This window comes from Burkholderia sp. YHN3-13 (genome assembly GCF_055810675.1).
On sequence record NZ_JBVVNQ010000010.1, the window covers coordinates 77,728 to 96,365 of the forward strand.

The window sequence follows — 18,638 nt, forward strand, 5'->3', positions numbered from 1 at the left end:
ACACGGCACAATTGCGAATCCTTTACTGTCCCGCATGCCATGCCGTTCAATTTCCCGATTTTCCTGACGTGGGTACGGATCGTGCTGATTCCGCTCGTCGTCGGCGTGTTCTACCTGCCGGACACGGTGATGGGCGGCGCGCACCGCAATCTCGCGGCGGCGGCGATCTTCATCCTCGCGGCGCTGACCGACTGGTTCGACGGTTATCTCGCACGCAAGTGGAACCAGACCTCGTCGTTCGGCGCCTTTCTCGATCCGGTGGCGGACAAGCTGATGGTGACGGCCGCGCTGCTGATCCTCGTGCAGATTTCGCGGGTCGATGCGGCGATCGCGCTGGTGATCGTCGGCCGCGAGATCGCGATCTCGGCGCTGCGCGAGTGGATGGCGCAGATCGGCGCATCGAAGAGCGTCGCGGTGAACCAGCTCGGCAAGTTCAAGACCGCATGCCAGATGGTCGCGATCCCGATGCTGCTGTTCTACGGGCCGCTGCCGCTCGGCGTCGTGACGATCGACACGCGCGTGTGGGGTGAGTGGCTGATGTATCTCGCGGCGGTGCTGACGATCTGGTCGATGCTTTACTACATGAAGCTCGCGTGGCCGCAGATCCGTGAGCGCGGCGGTGCGTGAGACGTGCGTCTCGCGTTCGGTCGAGGCGGTTTTTGTAAAAAGGGCTGGAAAAGCCCTTGACACACGAATGTGCCTTCGACATAATCTCGCTTCTCCGCTGCACGACGAAGTAAGCGTGTGACGGGGAAGCAGCAGTAGCGTAGCGATACGCGGGAGTAGCTCAGTTGGTAGAGCGCAACCTTGCCAAGGTTGAGGTCGCGAGTTCGAGACTCGTCTCCCGCTCCAGATTTTTTCTGGCAGCGCGTTGGTTGGCGAAGCGCTGCAGATGCAGGACCCATGCGGGAGTAGCTCAGTTGGTAGAGCGCAACCTTGCCAAGGTTGAGGTCGCGAGTTCGAGACTCGTCTCCCGCTCCAGATTTTTCTGGCAGCGTGTTGGTCGGCGAAGCGCTGCAGGTGCAGGACAATGCGGGAGTAGCTCAGTTGGTAGAGCGCAACCTTGCCAAGGTTGAGGTCGCGAGTTCGAGACTCGTCTCCCGCTCCAAGTAATGGGGAAGCCAAGCTTCCCTTTTTATTTGATGGACTTCCGGTCCTCGAATAGAAATCTGTCGCTTGCCTCACGGCATCCGGACAGTCCGCTTTTGGCGCGATAGCAAAGCGGTTATGCAGCGGCCTGCAAAGCCGTTTAGGCCGGTTCGACTCCGGCTCGCGCCTCCAGGTAGGAAGAGAAAAAGCCCCGCTTCGGCGGGGCTTTTCTTTTTTCTGCATCGTTTGCCGGCCGCCGTACGGGATGCATGCGACGGCCTCCGCGCAATCAGCCATCCACCGGCTGCGCGGGCGTATCGAGCTTCAACTGATAGAACGCCGCGTCGAGCCAGCGGCCGAACTTGAATCCCGCCTCCGTGATCGTGCCCGAGTGCACGAATCCCAGTTTCGTATGCAGTGCGATGCTTCCGGCATTGGTCGCGTCGATGCAGCCGACCAGCACGTGCACCTGCGCGTCGCGCGCACGACGGACGACTTCGCGCAGCAGCAGTTCGCCGAGCCCGCGGCCGCGCTGGTCGCTGCGCACGTAGACGCTGTGTTCCACCGTGTACTTGAACGCAGGGAACGCACGGAACGTGCCCCAGCTCGCGAAGCCGAGCAGCGTGCCCGACGCGTCGACGGCGCCGACGACCGGAAACCCGCCCGCGCGTTTCGTCGCGAACCACGTGACCATCGCTTCCGGCGGGCGCGGCCGGTAGTCGTACAGCGCGGTCGAATTCGCGATCGCGTCGTTCAGGATCTCGAGGATGGCCGCTGCGTGCTCGGCCTCGCTGCAATCGATCAGGCGCACGTCGTCGTGCTGTTTCGGGGAATTCATACCGGTTCCTGGTGGGGTTGAACGGGGGCATACACCCCGCGCATGCGTTACGCGTTCCGCGCGCCGGCCGCGCCGGACGCATCGCAGATCACGACGACATAGCGCGCGGGATGCGGCGACGGATTGCTGAAGATCAGCGGCTGGTCGAGGCGCAGGGCCAGGCAGTCGCCTTCGTGAAGCGCGTGCAGCGCATCGCCGAGCGTGACGTCGACGCGGCCGCTGATGACCCACACCTGCTGATGCAGCACGCGCTCGCGTCCGCCGCTGTCGTACGCGACACGCGCGCCGGGCGGGAAATCGACCTCGACGAGCTGGATCGGCGACGGCCAGCCGGCCGGGGAGAGATTGCGCCGCACGTAGCCGGACGCCGGATCGCGCCACTCGGCCTGCTGCGCGCGCCGGGCCAGCGGCTGCGCGGGCGCGTCGTCCCGGTTGCCGCCGAACAACCCGGCCAGCGAGATGCCGAGGCCGGCCGCGAGCTTGTCGAGCACGACGGCCGTCGGGCTGGCCGACGCGCGTTCGATGAGCGAGATCATCGAACGGCTGACGCCGGAACGCGCGGCCAGCGCATCGAGCGTGTAGCCTCGAACGGTGCGCAGTTCGCGCACGCGCCGTGCGATGCGCTCGTTGATGCCGCTGTCGTCGGCCGCGGTGATCGTGGATTCTTTCATGATGGATTGATTTTCCAGCAAACTGGAATTTGATGTCAACGGCATTTGCCGCAGCCGACAGAGAGGGGAGCGGGATTCGGGCAGCTTGCCCGGCGCGCGTGCGCAGCGTAATATACGAAATAGCTACGTTTCGTTTAATTGGGGATATATGGGCATCATCAAGATTTCCGAGCACATGCATGAACGGCTGCGCTCGACGAGCACGGCGCTGAGCCGTTCGATCAATGCGCAGGCCGAACACTGGCTGCGCGTCGGAATGCTGGCGGAACTCAACCCGGCGCTGTCCTACGGCGACATCTGCAAGATGTTGATCGAGGCCGAGGCGCGGGGCGGCGACGTGGGGCTGGCGGAACCGGTCGCGTCGCAGATCGAGCAGGTGGCGTAATGGCGAGGCGAGAAATCCCGATCCGCGGGGCCGCGGAAATCGCGAAGTCGCGCGAAGCCGCGAAGCTCGCGTCGCAGGTGCTGACGATGATCACCGAGCACGTGAAGCCGGGCGTGACCACCGACGAGCTCGACGCACGCTGCCGCGAATACATCGTCGACGAACTCGGCGCGATTCCCGCGAACATCGGTTATCACGGTTATCCGAAGACGCTGTGCACGTCGGTCAACCATGTGGTCTGTCACGGCATTCCGACCTCGCGGCCGATGCGCGACGGCGACATCGTGAACCTCGACATCGCGGTGATCAAGGACGGCTGGTTCGGCGATACGAGCCGCATGTATTTCGTCGGCGAGCCGAACGAGCTGGCGCGGCGCCTCGTCGCGGCCACCTACGAGGCGATGCACGCGGGCATCCGCGCGGTGCGTCCGGGCGCGACGCTCGGCGACGTCGGTTACGCGATCCAGCAGGTCGCGCATCGCGAAGGGTTCAGCGTCGTGCGCGAGTATTGCGGGCACGGCATCGGCGATGTCTATCACGACGAGCCGCAGGTGCTGCATTACGGCCGCCCGGGCACCGGCGTGCCGCTGCGGCCGGGGATGATCTTCACGATCGAGCCGATGCTCAACGCGGGCAAGCGCGACACGCGCGTGCTGGCCGACGGCTGGACGGTCGTCACGAAGGACCATTCGTTGTCCGCGCAATGGGAGCACATGGTCGTGGTGACGGAAACGGGCTTCGAGGTGCTGACCGAGGACGCGAAGCCGCAGGCGTTCGCGGCGCTGTCGGGCACGCACGCGGCCTGACAGCGGCCGTGCGCCGCGTATGACGAGGCGCGGCACTGCAATGAAACGGGCCCTTTCGCGGGGCCCGTTCCGTTTGCGGCGACCGGCCGGCGCGGCTCAGCCGCGCGCCTTCTGCCACGCGTGTTCGACGAACACGCGGCACAGCGCTTCCATGCCCTTGCGATCTTCGTCGTCGAAGCGCGCGGCGACCGGGCTGTCGACGTCCCACACGCCGATCAGCGTGCCGTCGCCGGCCACCAGCGGGACGACGATTTCCGATTCCGAGGCCGCGTCACACGCGATATGGCCGGGAAACTCATGCACGTCGCGCACGACCTGCGTCTCGCGCGTCTGCGCGGCGGTGCCGCACACGCCCTTGCCGAGCGCGATGCGCACGCACGCGGGCTTGCCCTGGAACGGGCCGACGACGAGTTCGGTCCCGTCGAAGAAGTAGAAGCCCGCCCAGTTGAGACGATCGAGCGCGTGATAGACGAGCGCGGAGAAATTCGCCGCGTTGGCCGTCAGGTCGCGTTCGGACTCGACGAGCGCGCGTGCCTGCTCGACGAGCGTCGCGTATTGATCGGCCTTGGAGGCGTTGGGGTCGTTGGACAGCGTGAACATGGCGGGAAAGCGATAAGGGTTGTGAAAAGACGCGTGGCGCGTACCGCAGTCTACGGCACGCACGTGCGGTCTGCAGCGCTCAGTCGGGCTCGAGTTCGGCAAACCGCTCGGCAAGGAAGTCGAGTAGCGCGCGCACCGCGGGCAGCAGCCCGCGGCGCGACGCGAACACCGCGTGCACGATCTCGCGGCGCGGCGCCCAGTCCGGCAGCACGGTGACCAGTTCGCCGCGCGCGACTTCGTCGCGGACCATCATCGTCGGCAACTGCACGACCCCGACCCCCGCGACGGCCGCCGCGCGCAGCGCGAGCATGCCGCCCGTCACGAGGCGCGGCTGGTGATGGATTTCCGCGTGCGCGCCGTCGGGCCCGCGCAGCCGCCACACGTGGGTGGACTGCGGCACGCCGTGGTCGAGGCTCGGCAGGCGGGCGAGATCGGCGGGAACGGCCGGCGCGCCGCGCTCGCGCAGCAGCGCGGGGCTCGCGACGAGGCACTGGCCGCGCTCGGCCAGCACGCGCAGCGCGAGATCGCTGTCTTCGAGCGGCGGCGGGCGCACGCGGATCGCGACGTCGATTCCTTCGCCGACCACGTCGACGCGACGGTTGGTTGCTTCCAGATGAATGTCGACGCGTGGACACGCGGCCATGAACGCGGCAATCATCGTCCCGACCAGCGAATCGAGCAGCACGACCGGGCAACTGACCCGCACGATGCCGCGCGGCTCCTCGTGCAGCAGCGCGATCGCCTCGTCGGCCGCGTCGGCCTCGACGAGCATCGCGCGGCAATGCGCGTAGTACGTCTGGCCGACGTCGGTGACCGTGAAGCGGCGCGTCGAACGCTGGATCAGCCGCATCCCGAGCCGTGCCTCGAGCAGCGCGACGCGGCGGCTCAGTTTCGATTTCGGCATGTCCAGCGCACGCCCGGCCGGCGCGAAGCCGCCGTGTTCGACGACCTGCACGAAGTAGTAGAGATCGTTCAGATCCCGTGCTTTATCGTTCATGAAATAGAACGCTGAGTGCGATTTCGGCAGTCTACCGGATCGATCGTTCCACCACTATATTGCTACCCATGGATGCGAAACACGTGTTTCGCCGCAATTTGGAGAAGGGCCATGAAGAAGATCCAGGGTGTGTACAGTGCGCCGCGCGGACATTGGGTCGGCGACGGTTTCCCGGTGCGTTCGATGTTCAGCTACCAGTCCCACGGCGCGCACCTGAGCCCGTTCCTGCTGCTCGACTACGCCGGCCCCGCGACGTTCGAGCCGGGCTCGGTTTCGGCGCCGCGCGGGGTCGGCCAGCATCCGCACCGCGGGTTCGAAACGGTGACGATCGTCTATGACGGCGAAGTCGCGCACCGCGATTCGACCGGCGCGGGCGGCACGATCGGCCCGGGCGACGTGCAGTGGATGACGGCCGCGAGCGGGATCCTGCACGAGGAATTCCACTCGGAGGCGTTCACGAAGCGGGGCGGCCCGCTCGAGATGGTGCAGCTGTGGGTGAACCTGCCCGCCGCCGACAAGATGGGCGCGCCCGGCTATCAGACGCTGCTGAACGCGGACATTCCCGTGGTCGAGCTGCCGGACGGCGCCGGGCGTGCGCGGATCATTGCCGGCGAACTCGACGGGCGGCGCGGCCCGGCCCGCACGCACACGCCGATCGACGTGTGGGACGTGCGGCTCGTGGCCGGCGGCCACGCGCGGTTCCCGATCGCCGAAGGGCGCACGCTTGCGGTGGTCGTGCTGAGCGGCACCGTGCAGGTGAACGGCGAGACGGTCGCGCGCGAAGCGCAGTTCGTGCAACTCGGCCGTGACGGCAGCGACGTCGAGATCGAAGCGAACGGCGACGCGAAGCTGCTGATCCTGAGCGGCGAGCCGATCGACGAGCCGGTCGTCGGCTACGGTCCGTTCGTGATGAACTCGCAAGCGGAGATCCGTACCGCGATCGAGGACTTCAACGGCGGCCGCTTCGGCCAGATGCCGGCATGACAGTCGTGACGGCATGACGGACAGGCCCCGCGCAATGCGGGGCTTTTTTTTCGCGCGCGGGCAGGCGGTCGTGCGCGGCAGGCGCTTCGAGGCATAATCGACGGTTATCGCGCGCCGGCCGGCGCGCCCGAATCAGGACCGTACATGAACGCATCCGCCGCATCCCCGAGCGCTGCCGATCTCGACTGGCGCTGGAAATCCTTCGACGCGCTGACGGCGCGCGAAGTCTATTCGATCCTCGAGGCGCGCAGCGCCGTGTTCGTCGTCGAGCAGAACTGCGTGTATCGCGATATCGACGATGCGGACCAGGCCGCATGGCACCTCGCCGCGTTCGATCCGGCCGGCCGCCTGGCCGGCTATCTGCGCGTGCTGCTGCCCGATGCGCAGCATACCGACGTGCGTATCGGCCGCGTGCTGACGACCGCCGCGTTTCGTGGTGCGGGCCTCGGCAACGGGCTGCTGTCGCGCGCGCTCGAGCACATCCGCGCGCAATGGCCGGATACGCCGGTGAGCCTGCACGCGCAGGCTCACTTGCAGCGTTTCTACGGGGCGTTCGGCTTCACGCCGAGTTCGGACGTGCATGACGAGGACGGCATCCCGCACGTGTGGATGAGCAGCGCGCGCGCATGACGCGCAGCGGTCAGTGCGCGGCGCGGGGCACCGGCGGCTTGTCCGCGTGCCGCGCCGCGCGTTCGCCGATCAGGCGGCCGCGCGCGGAGAGCCGCAGCCAGTGCCGCAGCGCGATCAGCGCACCGATCACGCTCATCATCGAGCCGGGAATCCACAGCAGCAGCCCGCCGATCTGCTGATCGCGCAGCGGGCTCAGCCACGTGAAGGCACGGCCGCAGATCGAGTAGATCGGATACAACTCGTGCGGTGTGAAGAAGATCAGCGCGCCGAGCGCGATCTGCGGCGGGATCGCCGCGACGACGATCAGGATCCGGCGCCCTGGCGACAGCCGCGCGGGCGGCGCGGGTCGCGGATCGACGACGAGCCACCAGAACAGCAGCCCGTCGATCACCATGCTCCAGTTCATCACGCGATAGAGCCGCCAGTCGAGCATCGCGATGAAGTGGATCGGCGAGAGCAGCCAGAAATAGATCAGCCCGACGAACAGCACGACCGCGACGACCGGATGGAACACCACGTCGAGCGTGGCCCGGACGGGCGCCCACGCGAGCGCGGGGCGCACGAAGCGCTGTCGCCAGCGGAACGGGATGCCCGCGCGGATCGCCGCGCCCGGATACGACAGCGCGATGAAGAACGGCCCGAGGTGGTGCAGCACGAGATGCTGCGCGCGATGCATGAAGAACTCGTGCTCGAAGAAATAGTCGAGCCGCGTATGCAGCGCGATGTAGAGCGCCGTCAGCCCGAACCAGAACGAGAACTGCCGCAGCGGCGACACCTTCGCCTTCTTCACGCCGCGCGCGAACAGCACGGCCGCCGTCAGCACCGCGATGACGACCGTCGGCGACGGCTCCCACGGGTCGAGCCAGTACAGGAGGTTCATTGCGCGCGGATCACTTCGCCTGGGCCGGCGACTTCACGGCAAACGGTGCGTCGACCGTTTCGCCGTCGGAGAATTTCAGGCGCAGGTGCACGGTGTCGCCCGGCTTGATCGCGTGCTTCGGTTCCTCGAGCATGAAGTGATAGCCGCCCGGTGCGATGTCGACCTTGCCGCGCGCGGGGATCGTCAGCTTGTCGACCATTTCCATCTTCTGCGTCGAGCCGTTCGACACGGTCTGGTGCAGCATGGCCATCCCGTAGTCGGGGCTGTCGACGTCGACGAGATCGACCGGCTTGTCGCTCGTGTTCACGAGCGTCACGTAGCCGCCCGCGGGCAGCTTGTTCGGCAGCCAGCGCACCCACGCGCCCTGCGCGGTGATCGCGCCGGCGGCATAGGCGTGGGCGCCGGTGCACAGCGCGGCGAGGAGGGCGAACGTCTTGAGGGTCGTCTTCGTGTTCATGGCGGAATTCAGGTCGTGGAGGCGGTGTCGATGATCCGGCGCACATCGGCGGCGATGGCGTCGGGCGAATCGCGATCGGTCGCGAGCAGGCGCGCGCGGCCGGTTGCGTCGAAGATGTAGACGGCCGAGCTGTGCGTGACTTCGTAGCCGCCGGACGGATCGCGTTTTTCCATCTGGTACGCGACGCGATAGCGTTTCGCGAGCGATTCGATCTGGCCGTCGGTGCCGGTCAGGCCGCGCGCGTGCGCGGCGTCGAACGCGGCGACGTACGACTGCATCATCTGCGGCGTGTCGCGCGCGGGATCGACCGATACGAACAGGATGCGCACGTCGTTGGCCCGCGGGCCGAGCTTGCCGAGCACTTCCATCAGCCGCGCCATCGTTTCGGGGCAGACATCGGGGCAGTGCGTGTAGCCGAAGTAGACGAGCGCGACGCGGCCGTGGAACGCATCGGCGTCAACGGGACGGCCGTCACCGCCCGTCAGCGTGAACGACAGGTCGGGCAGGTGGCCGGTGACGTTGGTCAGGTTCCAGCGCGGCTCGTCGTGCGTGCACGCGGCGAGCGTCACGGCGGCGGCGAGGGCCGCGGCCGTGCGGATGAGGCGGGGGAGGCGCCACGGCGGCGCGGGACGGGCAGACGACATCCTGGGGCTCGATCGGTCGGAAAAGTGGCCGGCCGGCGGTGATGCCAGGCGTCGCGCGGCAGGCGGTTGCGACTGTAGCGCAATTCGCGCGCCCGCGTCCTTTCGAAACCCGTACGGGGCGAGCGAGCGGGGCAATATGTCGCAGTTGACGCAAGCGGCGGCGCGCGGCAGGCGACGTACCGGTTTCGCCCATCTCGGTGCGCAGGCGCGGTAAGATGCGCACAATTCCATTCGCGCAGCGGCGGCCCGTGGTTGCCGGCCGACCCTCAGACTATCGAATCGATGCAATCCGTTCCGGCTTCCCTGTCCCTGACCGATACCGCGTTCTTCTTCGACTTCGACGGCACGCTCGTCGAACTCGCGCCCACCCCCGACAGCATCCACGTTCCGCCGTCGCTGCTGACGCTGCTGGACGCGTTGCGCCGCCGCTCGCACGGGGCGGTCGCGATCGTGTCGGGGCGCGGTATCGACAACCTCGACACGTTCCTGCAGATGCCCGGCCTGCCGATCGCGGGCCTGCACGGGGCGGAGCGCCGCGATGCGAACGGCGACACGCAGCGCATCGGCTTCAACGACGAACGCCTGTTGCGCATCGAGCGCGAGCTTGCGGGTGTCGTCGACCGTCATCCGGGCATGCTGCTCGAAATCAAGGGCGCGGCCGTCGCGCTGCACTTTCGCAATGCGCCCGAGCGCGAGGCGGTCGCGCGCGAAGCGGCCGAGCGTCTCGTGGCCGACTATGCCGATGCATACGTGCTGCAGCCCGGCAAGATGGTGTTCGAGATCAAGCCGAAGGGCGTCGACAAGGGGCGTGCGCTGGCGGCGTTCCTCGACGAACCGCCGTTCGCGGGGCGCATGCCGCTGTTCGCGGGCGACGACCTGACCGACGAGAAGGGCTTCGCGGTGGTCAACGCGCGCGGCGGCCTGTCGATCAAGGTCGGCGCGGGCGAGACCTCGGCCCGCGCGCGGCTCGATTCGGTCGACGCGCTGCATGAGCAGATCGCGCGCTGGCTCGGCACGGGGCAGCCGCACGCATGAGCCGGCTCATCATCGTTTCAAACCGCGTCGCACCGATTTCGGAAGGCGAACCGGCGGCGGGCGGCCTGGCGATCGGCGTCTATGACGCGCTGAAGGAGACGGGCGGCATGTGGTTCGGCTGGAGCGGCGAGGTCGTCGCATCCGGCGCGCCGCAGCCGCAGATCCGCATCGAGGAGCGCGGGCCCGTGACGTTCGCGACCGTCGGGCTGTCGCGCCGCGATTACGACCAGTACTACCGGGGTTTCTCGAACGCCACGTTGTGGCCCGCGTTTCATTACCGCGCGGACCTGATCCAGTACGACCGCCACGAATTCGACGGCTATCGTCGCGTCAACGTGTGGCTCGCGCAGCAGCTCGTGCCGCTGCTGCAGGACGACGACGTGATCTGGGTGCACGACTATCACCTGATTCCGTTCGCGCGCGCGCTGCGCGAGGCCGGCGTGAAGAACCGGATCGGCTTCTTCCTGCATATCCCGTTTCCGGCCGCGCAGGTGCTCGTCAACGTGCCGCCGCATCGCGAACTCGTCGAGTCGCTGTGCGCGTTCGACCTGCTCGGCTTCCAGACCGAACCCGACTTGCGCGCGTTCTGCGACTACGTCGAGTTCGAGGCGGGGGGCGACGTCGAGCGCGACGGGCACAACACCGTGCGCGTGCGCGCGTTCGGCCAGACGCTGCGTGCGGCTGCCTATCCGATCGGCGTCTATCCGGACGAGATCGCGTCGCTCGCGCAGGCGGGCGAACACGGCAAGGCCGTGCGCACGCTCGCGACGTCGCTGCGCGGGCGGCAGCTGATCATGAGCGTCGACCGGCTCGATTATTCGAAGGGGCTCGTCGAGCGCTTCCGGGCATTCGAGAAGCTGCTCGAGCACCAGGCGTCGATCCGCAACCGCGTGTCGTTCCTGCAGATCGCGCCGTCGACGCGTGCGGACCTGCGCGCGTACCAGGATATCCGGCTGCAGCTCGAAGCGGAGTCGGGGCGCATCAACGGGCGCTACGCGGAGCTCGACTGGGCACCGATCCTCTACATTCACCGCCAGTACGACCGGCAGGTGCTGGCCGCGCTGTACCGGCTCGCGCGCGTGGGCTTCGTGACGCCGCTGCGCGACGGGATGAATCTGGTCGCGAAGGAATACGTGTCCGCACAGAATCCGGACGATCCGGGCGTGCTCGTGCTGTCGCGTTTCGCGGGCGCCGCGCGCGAGCTGACCGGCGCGCTGATCGTCAATCCGATCGACATCGACGGGATGGCCGATGCGCTGTCGCAGGCGCTGACGATGCCGCTCGCCGAGCGGCGCGCACGCTATACGGACATGATCGCGCAGCTGCGCGAGAACAACGTGTCGGTGTGGCGCGACAACTTCCTGCGCGACCTGCAGCACGCCTGACCGGCCGTTTCCGCGCCAATGAAAAAAGCCGCGGTGCGTGATGCACCGCGGCTTTTTTGTCGGCTGGCGGGGGCGCGTCAGGCCACGCGCTCGCCGGTCGGCGTGTTGCCGTCGTGTGCCGGGGGATGGCGGCCGTGCTGTTTCGCGAGCAGGTCGCGGTACAGGCCGGGGCGATTGCGCAGCACCTCGGGCGGGCCGTCGTCGATCACCTTGCCGTTGTTCATCACGATGATCCGGTCGAAGTTGCGCAGCGTCGACAGGCGGTGCGCGATCGCGATCACCGTGCGGCCGACCATCAGGCGGTCGAGCGCGCTCTGGATCGCTTCCTCGGACGCGCTGTCGAGCGCCGACGTCGCTTCGTCGAGCAGCAGGATCGGCGCGTTCTTCAGGATCGCGCGCGCGATCGCGATGCGCTGGCGCTGGCCGCCCGACAGCTTGACGCCGCGGTCGCCGACGATCGTGTCATAGCCTTCCGGCATCGCCTCGATGAACTCCGCGCAACGCGCGTCGCGCGCGGCGGCGAGCACTTCGTCGCGGGTCGCGTCGGGGCGGCCGTACGCGATGTTGTCGTAGATCGTCCGGTGCAGCAGCGAGATGTCCTGCGGCACGAGCGCGATCGCATGGCGCAGGCTGTCCTGCGTGATCGCCTTCACGTCCTGGCCGTCGACCTTCACGACGCCGTCCTGCGTGTCGTAGAAGCGCTGCAGCAGCGCGAGCACGGTCGACTTGCCGGCGCCCGACTTGCCGATCAGGCCGACGCGCTGGCCCGGTTCGATATGGAGATCGAAGTGGTCGAGGATCGCGCGGCGGTGCGGATACGCGAACGTCACGCGCTCGAAGTCGACGCGGCCGCCCGTGGCCGCCAGCGGCTGCGCGTCGGAGCGGTCGGGCATCCCGTGCGGTTCGAGCAGCGTCTTCACGGCCTCGGACAAGCGCGCGACGTGCTGCGTGACGTCGACGAGCGCGACCGCGAGGTCGCGCGTGCCGTGCAGGATCGTGAAGCCGAGCGAACTGACGAGCACGATGTCGCCCGACGTCGCGCGGCCCTGGTCCCACAGCCACAGCGCCCAGCCGAGCAGGCCGGCGGACAGCATCGCGGTGATCACCGCGTGCAGCAGGCGCAGCTTTTCGAGATAGAGCAGGCTTTGCTGGCGCGCGTCCATCTCGGCCTTGACCGTCGCGCCGAAGCGCTTCTGCTCGCGCAGCGTCATCCCGAACGCGCGCACGAGGCCCATGTTGCCGATCACGTCGACGAGTTCGCCGTCGACCGCCGCGGCCTTCGCCGCGAACGCATGGTGACGGGCCGAGCCGCGGCCGGCGAGCTTGAACAGGATGATGGACAGCACGGCCGAACAGCCGAGCAGGCCGGCGGCCATCAGCGGATTGACGACGATGATCATCAGGATCGCGCCCATTACCGCGATGCACGGCGGCAGCACGTTCCACGCCATCGTGTTCTCGGACGTATACACCGCGTTCGACGTGGCCGTGATGCGGCTCGCGAGCGTGCCCGGCTGCTTCTCCGAGTAATACGTCGGCGAATGGCCGATCAGGTACTGGAACAGGTCGCGCCGCAGGTCGCCGGTCACGGCGACGAACGTGTGCGCGGCGACCCAGCCGCCGACGCGCCACAGCAGGTTGTCGGCCGCGATCAGCCCGACGAGCAGCGCGAACGCGCTCCACAGCGGACCCGGGTGATGGCGCCCGGTCGCGAGCACGTCGATCAGGTGCTTGATCGCATATTGCGAACCGAGCGCGCAGCCGACGGCGGCCAGCACGCTGAAGAGCACGATGAGGTGCGCGACGGGGTGGAGGCGGATGTAGCGGAACAGGAACGCGATCGGCCGGTGCGCGTAGCTCGACAGCTTCGCGTTGTGGGCGTTGCGCTGGGCAGGGGTGAGAGATTCCAAAATATGCGTGCGGTGATTCGGTGATTGAGCGTGGCGGCTGGATCGCATGCCGGCGTTCGCCCGGACTGAATAATCCGGCATTGTAAACAAGGCCGTGCGTCGCGCTGCGCGAATCTTGCCTTGGCCAGGGGCTCGCGGTCGATTTTGAGATAAAATCCGGCATCCCGTCCTGCCTCGTGTGCCGGAATCACGCTGCCGGCAGCCACGGGTGACGAGGATCGCCAAAGGGCCTTCCACTCTAGAACGGACACCCGAGTCCGCGGGTTGCAAAGTGTTGCGCCTTTGTAACAAAGTAAAGTGTTTGAAATGTTGTGCGCCGTATCGGGATTAACCCTAGATAATCGGCTCCGGGTTCGATTCCAGGTTTTTTTACGAACCCCTGTCAACGGGTCTTCGTTTCAAACGTTCTATGCCTGTCGCGTCGCCGACGCTCCTTGAGCAGCGCGGGTTCGACGCCCCCGGCAGGCTGATTCGTCCGATGGTTCGGATGAAAAGCATCCAGCCCGGACCGCCGGCAGGTTGCCGACCCATACCTGGTTTTTAGCCGATTTTTTAGGAGTTACGCATGCGAATCGCCCAAATCGCTCCGTTGCATGAAGCGGTACCCCCGAAACTGTACGGTGGTACCGAGCGAGTGGTGTCCTACCTCACCGAAGCACTCGTCGAGATGGGGCATGACGTCACGCTCTTCGCGAGCGGCGATTCGCAAACCTCCGCGAAGCTCGAAGCGTGCTGGCCGCAGGCGCTGCGCCTCGACCCGACGATCCGCGACGTGATGGCCCCGCACATGCTGCTCCTCGAGCAGGTGCGCCGCCGTGCGGAAGAGTTCGACGTCCTGCACTGCCACATCGACTACTACCCGTTCTCGCTGTTCTCGCGCCAGCCGGTCCCGCATCTGACGACGATGCACGGCCGTCTCGACCTGCCGGAACTGCAGCCGATCTTCAATGCATTCAGCGACGTGCCGGTCGTGTCGATCTCCGACAACCAGCGCATCCCGCTGCCGCAGGCGAACTGGCTGTCGACCGTCTACCACGGCCTGCCGGAAAACCTGCTGACGCCGATCCCGAACGTGAAGCCGAGCTACCTCGCGTTCCTGGGCCGCATCTCGCCGGAGAAGCGCGTCGACACGGCAATCCGCATCGCCGAGCAGGCCGGCCTGCCGATCAAGATCGCCGCGAAGCTCGACAAGGCTGATCGCGCGTACTACGAAGAGAAGATCAAGCCGCTGTTCGCGCTGCCGCACGTCGAGTACATCGGCGAAATCAGCGAGGCCGAGAAGACCGAATTCCTCGGCAATGCACATGCGCTGCTGTTCCCGATCGACTGGCCGGAGCCTTTCGGCCTGGTGATGATCGAGGCGATGGCGTGTGGCACGCCGGTGATCGCGTTCAAGCGCGGCTCGGTGCCGGAAGTGATCGACAACGGCGTGTCGGGCTTCGTCGTCGAAGACGAACTGTCGGCCGTCGCGGCGCTCAAGCGCCTCGATACGCTGCCGCGCGAGAAGGTTCGCGCCGCGTTCGAAGCACGTTTCTCGTCGAAGGTGATGGCGCAGAATTACGTGAAGGGCTACGAGGAACTGCTGCGCCAGAAGCGCCGCACGGTGCTCCGCGAAGTCAACGCAAGCTGATCGCGGGCCGCCGCCGCGCTGCGGCGCGCGGCCGTCATCGACGCCCCGTCCGGGTTTCCGGCGGGGCGTTGTCACATCCGCGGCGCGGATGTGTTGTATTCTCGCCGCGCCCGGCGCCGCGAACGCCCCCCGAAGCGGCCCGGCACGCCATCCGGCCGTCTGTCCAGACGGTAATGTCCCTATAATGGCCGTGCCGTGAAATCCGGCCCTGTACGAATATCAAGAGGAGAGCAGTCTTGGCGAGAACGAAAACCACGCGCGCAGCGCCGGCCCCCGGCGCCGGTGTGATCTTCGCGTTGCGCGCGATCGGTCTCGTGCTGCTCGCGCGCTGGCTGTTCTCGATGTCCCAGATGGGCTATCGCTCGTCGCTGTCCGCGATGGTGTCGTCGCCGTGGGCGTTCGTCTACCTCGTGCTGATCTTCCTGCTGCTCGCGCTGCCGGGCGCCGTCGCGCGCGCCGAGCGGCCGTTCCATCCGCTGCCGCAGTGGCTGCGTCAGGCGCTGCGCGTCTTCGCGCTGATCGGTTTCCTGTTCGCCGTCTGGTCGATCGGCGCGTTCACGTGGGCGGCCGGCTGGCGCCGCGCGCTGCATGCGGTGACGGCGACCAACGGCTGGCTCGTCGCCGCGCCGGCGCTTTACGCGGCCATCGTCTGGATCTGCCGCCCGCGGCCGCTGTGGCGCACCAACGTGGCCGCCCGCCGCTTCGCGGTCGGTCGGTATGCGATTTCACTCGACGTGCTGACGCGTACCGCGATCGTCTGGATGGAAAGCCGCAAGGTTGGCCAGTACGACGCGCGCGAGCTGTCGGTGCGCTGGCCGGGCCGCAAGGCTGCCGCGCCGGGCGAGCAGGGCGCGGCGGACGGGCAGCCGGCAGTCGTGCCGCCGCGTCGCGGCAGCCTGTTCAATCGGCCCAAGATCGAACTGCTGTGGGATTCGCCGGCGGCCGTCGGCCACAACCGGCAGATCGTGATGCGCGCGCCGCTCGCGACCGAAGGCGACCGCGTCGCGGTGCTCGCGCTCGACGCGGCGCTCAAGCAGATCGTCTGACAGGGCGGGGATGGCACGGGCAACCGGGCGATCCGGGCGCCCGGTTCGTTCCGCGTTCAGCGCACGAGGCAGGGGCGCTTGTTGTTGAACGTCCACCCCGGAATCAGGTACTGCATGGCCGCCGCATCGTCGCGAGCGCCGAGGCCGTGCTGCTTGTACAGCTCGTGCGCGAGCGCGACCGCATCCATGTCGATGTCGATGCCCAGGCCCGGCCGCTTCGGCACCTCCACCAGCCCGTTCTCGATCTTCAGCGGCTCGCGCGTCAGCCGCTCGCCGTCCTGCCAGATCCAGTGCGTGTCGATCGCGGTGACCTGGCCCGGTGCGGCGGCCGCGACGTGCGTGAACATCGCGAGCGACACGTCGAAGTGGTTGTTCGAATGCGAGCCCCACGTGAGACCCCAGTCGCGGCACATCTGCGCGACGCGCACCGAACCCTGCATCGTCCAGAAGTGCGGGTCGGCGAGCGGGATGTCGACGGCCTGCAGCTGCACCGCGTGGCCCATCTGCCGCCAGTCGGTCGCGATCATGTTGGTCGCCGTCGGCAGCCCCGTCGCGCGGCGGAATTCGGCCATCACCTCGCGGCCCGAGTAACCGTTCTCCGCGCCGCACGGATCTTCCGCATATGCGAGCACGTGATGCTGATCGCGGCACAGCCGCACGGCTTCGTCGAGCGACCAGGCTCCGTTCGGGTCGAGCGTCACGCGCGCGTCGGGGAAGCGTTCGGCGAGCGCCGTCACGGCCTCGATCTCGCTCGCGCCTTCGAACACGCCGCCCTTCAGCTTGAAGTCGTTGAAGCCGTAGCGTGCATGCGCGGCCTCGGCGAGCCGCACGACGGCCTCGGGTGTCAGCGCGGCTTCGTCGCGCACGCGCGTCCAGTCGTCGGTCGCGCCGCTGCCGTCGCGATAGGCGAGCGCGGTTTTCGTGCGGTCGCCGATGTAGAACAGGTAGCCGAGCATTTCGACACGGTCGCGCTGCTGGCCTTCGCCGAGCAGCGCGGCGACCGGCACGCCGAGATGCTGGCCGAGCAGGTCGAGCAGCGCGGCCTCGAGCGCGGTGACCGCGTGGATCGTCGTGCGCAGGTCGAAGGTCTGCAGCCCGCGGCCGCTTGCATCGCGATCGGCGAAGGTGCGCCGCACGTCGTTGAGCACCGCGTGGTAGTTGCCGACCGGCTGGCCGACGACGAGCGCGCGGGCATCGTCGAGTGTGCGGCGGATGCTTTCGCCGCCCGGCACCTCGCCGACGCCGGTTCGGCCCGCGCTGTCCTTCAGGATCACGAGGTTGCGGGTGAAGAACGGACCATGCGCGCCGCTCAGGTTGAGCAGCATGCTGTCGTGGCCGGCGACCGGAATCGCTTGCAGGTCGACGATGCGCGGCGTGTCGTGGGAAGGCGAGGCAGTGACGGCGTTCATGGGCGGCGATGGCAGAAGAGTAGGCAATGCCGTGCGGCAAAAGCTTTGCCGCGCGCGGCGGGAGGTGCGATCATTCGACAACCGACGTGCGCGGCGCGCAAGGCCCGCATGTCGACAGCAACCCGGAACGGGGGTGGGAGCGACAACGAGACCAGCGGAGCGCGGAACGCGAATGCTGGCCGATCGTCAGGCACGAGACCAGGCGGCGCTGAAGTGCCGGCCCTGAGTCGACAGGAGATCCGTGCACCGATCATCAGTCGTCGGATGACTTGTGACGCAGTATAATGAATCATCGGCTTTCGCTCAAACCCCGCGTAAACCCTCGGCTCACATTACGATCATTCAAAAAGGAACCGGCCTCATGTCCGTGCCCACGCTTCCCGCAGCGCCGCGCCGTCGCGCACGCAGCCTCGCACAAGATGTCGTCGACGCGCTGACCGCGCAGATCGAAAACGGCACGCTGCGTCCCGGCGACAAGCTGCCGACCGAAACCGAAGTCATGGCGGCGCAGGGCGTGAGCCGCACGGTCGTGCGCGAGGCGATCTCGCGGATGCAGGCGAGCGGCCTGATCGAGACGCGCCACGGCATCGGCAGCTTCGTGCTGGAGCCGTCGCGCCGCCAGACGCTCGGCATCGATCCCGCGACGATCACGACGCTGCGCGACGTGCTCGCGGTGCTGGAACTGCGCATCAGCCTCGAGAGCGAGTGCGCGAGCCTGGCCGCGCAACGCGCGAACGATGCCGACCTCGCCGCGCTGCGGCGCGCGCTCGACGCAATCGCGACGGGCGCGGGCGGCGGCCGCGATACCGCGCAGCTCGACTTCCAGTTTCACCTGCAGATCGCGCAATCGACCGGCAACCGCTATTTCGTCGACATCATGACGCAGCTCGGCACCTCGATCATCCCGCGCACACGCGTGAATTCGGCGCGCTTCGCCGGCGACGACCTCGAGCGCTACGTCGGCCGGCTGAACCACGAGCACGAGGATATCTACGAGGCGATCGCGCGCCACGACCCCGAAGCCGCGCGCGCCGCGATGCGCACGCACCTCACGAACAGCCGCGAGCGGCTGCGCCGCGCGCACGAGGCGGCCGAGGCCGAAGCCGGCTGACCGTCGCGTCACGGGGCCCGCGTTGGCGTGGGCCCGGTCGAATCGCTTCAACATCAGTCGTCATACAAGATCGATGCGACGGCATCGATCCGCCCGGCCTGGCGGCGGGTTCGCCGCCAGGCCGCCTGCAT

General features: G+C 67.6%; 19 protein-coding genes and 4 tRNA genes. 14 read left to right on the top strand and 9 right to left on the bottom strand.

Annotated elements, in window-relative coordinates:
• Positions 1 to 39: 39 nt before the first annotated feature.
• From pgsA to AC0KUR_RS22245, 5 genes are all read left to right on the top strand, one after another.
• Positions 40 to 627, top strand: coding sequence for a CDP-diacylglycerol--glycerol-3-phosphate 3-phosphatidyltransferase (pgsA, locus tag AC0KUR_RS22225; protein ID WP_034186518.1), 588 nt, complete (start codon positions 40 to 42; stop codon positions 625 to 627).
• Between the two features lie 149 nt (positions 628 to 776).
• A tRNA-Gly gene (locus tag AC0KUR_RS22230) sits at positions 777 to 852 on the top strand.
• A gap of 53 nt (positions 853 to 905) precedes the next feature.
• A tRNA-Gly gene (locus tag AC0KUR_RS22235) sits at positions 906 to 981 on the top strand.
• A 51-nt stretch (positions 982 to 1,032) separates the two neighbouring features.
• Positions 1,033 to 1,108: transfer RNA gene (locus AC0KUR_RS22240), tRNA-Gly, on the top strand.
• Positions 1,109 to 1,207: 99 nt separating this feature from the next.
• A tRNA-Cys gene (locus tag AC0KUR_RS22245) sits at positions 1,208 to 1,281 on the top strand.
• Between the two features lie 97 nt (positions 1,282 to 1,378).
• Here the strand turns inward: AC0KUR_RS22245 and AC0KUR_RS22250 are convergent.
• Together AC0KUR_RS22250 and AC0KUR_RS22255 are read right to left on the bottom strand one after the other, a co-directional pair.
• On the bottom strand, positions 1,379 to 1,927 hold the full coding sequence (locus tag AC0KUR_RS22250; protein WP_034186519.1) for a GNAT family N-acetyltransferase: 549 nt from the start codon (positions 1,925 to 1,927) through the stop codon (positions 1,379 to 1,381).
• A gap of 47 nt (positions 1,928 to 1,974) precedes the next feature.
• Positions 1,975 to 2,598, bottom strand: a complete 624-nt coding sequence (locus AC0KUR_RS22255; protein WP_473376423.1) for a helix-turn-helix domain-containing protein — start codon at positions 2,596 to 2,598, stop codon at positions 1,975 to 1,977.
• 148 nt (positions 2,599 to 2,746) lie between these two features.
• Here AC0KUR_RS22255 and AC0KUR_RS22260 point away from each other — a divergent pair, with 148 nt between their 5' ends.
• A complete protein-coding gene (locus tag AC0KUR_RS22260; RefSeq protein ID WP_473376424.1) occupies positions 2,747 to 2,983 on the top strand; it encodes a ParD-like family protein in 237 nt (78 codons plus the stop codon).
• A complete protein-coding gene (map, locus tag AC0KUR_RS22265; protein ID WP_034186522.1) occupies positions 2,983 to 3,789 on the top strand; it encodes a type I methionyl aminopeptidase in 807 nt (268 codons plus the stop codon). Before AC0KUR_RS22260 ends, map begins: the two co-directional genes overlap by 1 nt.
• 96 nt (positions 3,790 to 3,885) lie before the next feature.
• On the opposite strand, the gene AC0KUR_RS22270 is transcribed toward map, so the two are convergent.
• On the bottom strand, positions 3,886 to 4,389 hold the full coding sequence (locus AC0KUR_RS22270; protein WP_034186523.1) for a GAF domain-containing protein: 504 nt from the start codon (positions 4,387 to 4,389) through the stop codon (positions 3,886 to 3,888).
• 79 nt (positions 4,390 to 4,468) lie between these two features.
• Entirely contained in the window at positions 4,469 to 5,386 is a 918-nt protein-coding gene (locus AC0KUR_RS22275) for a LysR family transcriptional regulator (protein ID WP_124609129.1), read from the bottom strand.
• 111 nt (positions 5,387 to 5,497) lie between these two features.
• Here AC0KUR_RS22275 and AC0KUR_RS22280 point away from each other — a divergent pair, with 111 nt between their 5' ends.
• On the top strand, positions 5,498 to 6,370 hold the full coding sequence (locus AC0KUR_RS22280; RefSeq protein ID WP_049029664.1) for a pirin family protein: 873 nt from the start codon (positions 5,498 to 5,500) through the stop codon (positions 6,368 to 6,370).
• Positions 6,371 to 6,514: 144 nt separating this feature from the next.
• Positions 6,515 to 7,000 (top strand): GNAT family N-acetyltransferase, encoded by a 486-nt coding sequence (locus AC0KUR_RS22285; protein ID WP_034186526.1) that lies wholly within the window; start codon positions 6,515 to 6,517, stop codon positions 6,998 to 7,000.
• A gap of 10 nt (positions 7,001 to 7,010) precedes the next feature.
• Here AC0KUR_RS22285 and AC0KUR_RS22290 read toward each other — a convergent pair whose 3' ends face one another.
• Genes AC0KUR_RS22290 through AC0KUR_RS22300 form a run of 3 tightly spaced genes read right to left on the bottom strand, consistent with a single transcriptional unit; the run spans position 7,011 to position 8,981 of the window.
• Positions 7,011 to 7,880 carry a cytochrome c oxidase assembly protein gene (locus AC0KUR_RS22290; protein ID WP_069705373.1) on the bottom strand — a complete coding sequence of 290 codons (870 nt, stop codon included), beginning with the start codon at positions 7,878 to 7,880 and terminating at the stop codon, positions 7,011 to 7,013.
• Between the two features lie 10 nt (positions 7,881 to 7,890).
• Complete coding sequence (locus tag AC0KUR_RS22295; RefSeq protein ID WP_473376425.1) at positions 7,891 to 8,337, bottom strand: copper chaperone PCu(A)C; 447 nt, start codon at positions 8,335 to 8,337, stop codon at positions 7,891 to 7,893.
• Positions 8,338 to 8,345: 8 nt separating this feature from the next.
• Positions 8,346 to 8,981, bottom strand: coding sequence for an SCO family protein (locus AC0KUR_RS22300; RefSeq protein ID WP_124670451.1), 636 nt, complete (start codon positions 8,979 to 8,981; stop codon positions 8,346 to 8,348).
• A 282-nt stretch (positions 8,982 to 9,263) separates the two neighbouring features.
• Between AC0KUR_RS22300 and otsB the strand changes: the two genes are divergently transcribed.
• Complete coding sequence (otsB, locus tag AC0KUR_RS22305) at positions 9,264 to 10,016, top strand: trehalose-phosphatase (protein WP_034186530.1); 753 nt, start codon at positions 9,264 to 9,266, stop codon at positions 10,014 to 10,016.
• A complete protein-coding gene (gene otsA, locus AC0KUR_RS22310) occupies positions 10,013 to 11,401 on the top strand; it encodes an alpha,alpha-trehalose-phosphate synthase (UDP-forming) (protein WP_034186531.1) in 1,389 nt (462 codons plus the stop codon). Before otsB ends, otsA begins: the two co-directional genes overlap by 4 nt.
• Before the next feature lie 77 nt (positions 11,402 to 11,478).
• Here otsA and AC0KUR_RS22315 read toward each other — a convergent pair whose 3' ends face one another.
• Entirely contained in the window at positions 11,479 to 13,311 is a 1,833-nt protein-coding gene (locus AC0KUR_RS22315) for an ABC transporter ATP-binding protein (protein ID WP_473376426.1), read from the bottom strand.
• Between the two features lie 565 nt (positions 13,312 to 13,876).
• Here AC0KUR_RS22315 and AC0KUR_RS22320 point away from each other — a divergent pair.
• Positions 13,877 to 14,941, top strand: coding sequence for a glycosyltransferase family 4 protein (locus AC0KUR_RS22320; protein WP_034186533.1), 1,065 nt, complete (start codon positions 13,877 to 13,879; stop codon positions 14,939 to 14,941).
• Between the two features lie 236 nt (positions 14,942 to 15,177).
• Positions 15,178 to 15,987 (top strand): hypothetical protein, encoded by an 810-nt coding sequence (locus AC0KUR_RS22325; protein ID WP_473376427.1) that lies wholly within the window; start codon positions 15,178 to 15,180, stop codon positions 15,985 to 15,987.
• A gap of 56 nt (positions 15,988 to 16,043) precedes the next feature.
• Here AC0KUR_RS22325 and gudD read toward each other — a convergent pair whose 3' ends face one another.
• Entirely contained in the window at positions 16,044 to 17,396 is a 1,353-nt protein-coding gene (gudD, locus tag AC0KUR_RS22330; RefSeq protein ID WP_034186535.1) for a glucarate dehydratase, read from the bottom strand.
• Positions 17,397 to 17,757: 361 nt separating this feature from the next.
• Between gudD and AC0KUR_RS22335 the strand changes: the two genes are divergently transcribed.
• On the top strand, positions 17,758 to 18,507 hold the full coding sequence (locus AC0KUR_RS22335; RefSeq protein ID WP_059560683.1) for a FadR/GntR family transcriptional regulator: 750 nt from the start codon (positions 17,758 to 17,760) through the stop codon (positions 18,505 to 18,507).
• Positions 18,508 to 18,638: the final 131 nt, after the last annotated feature.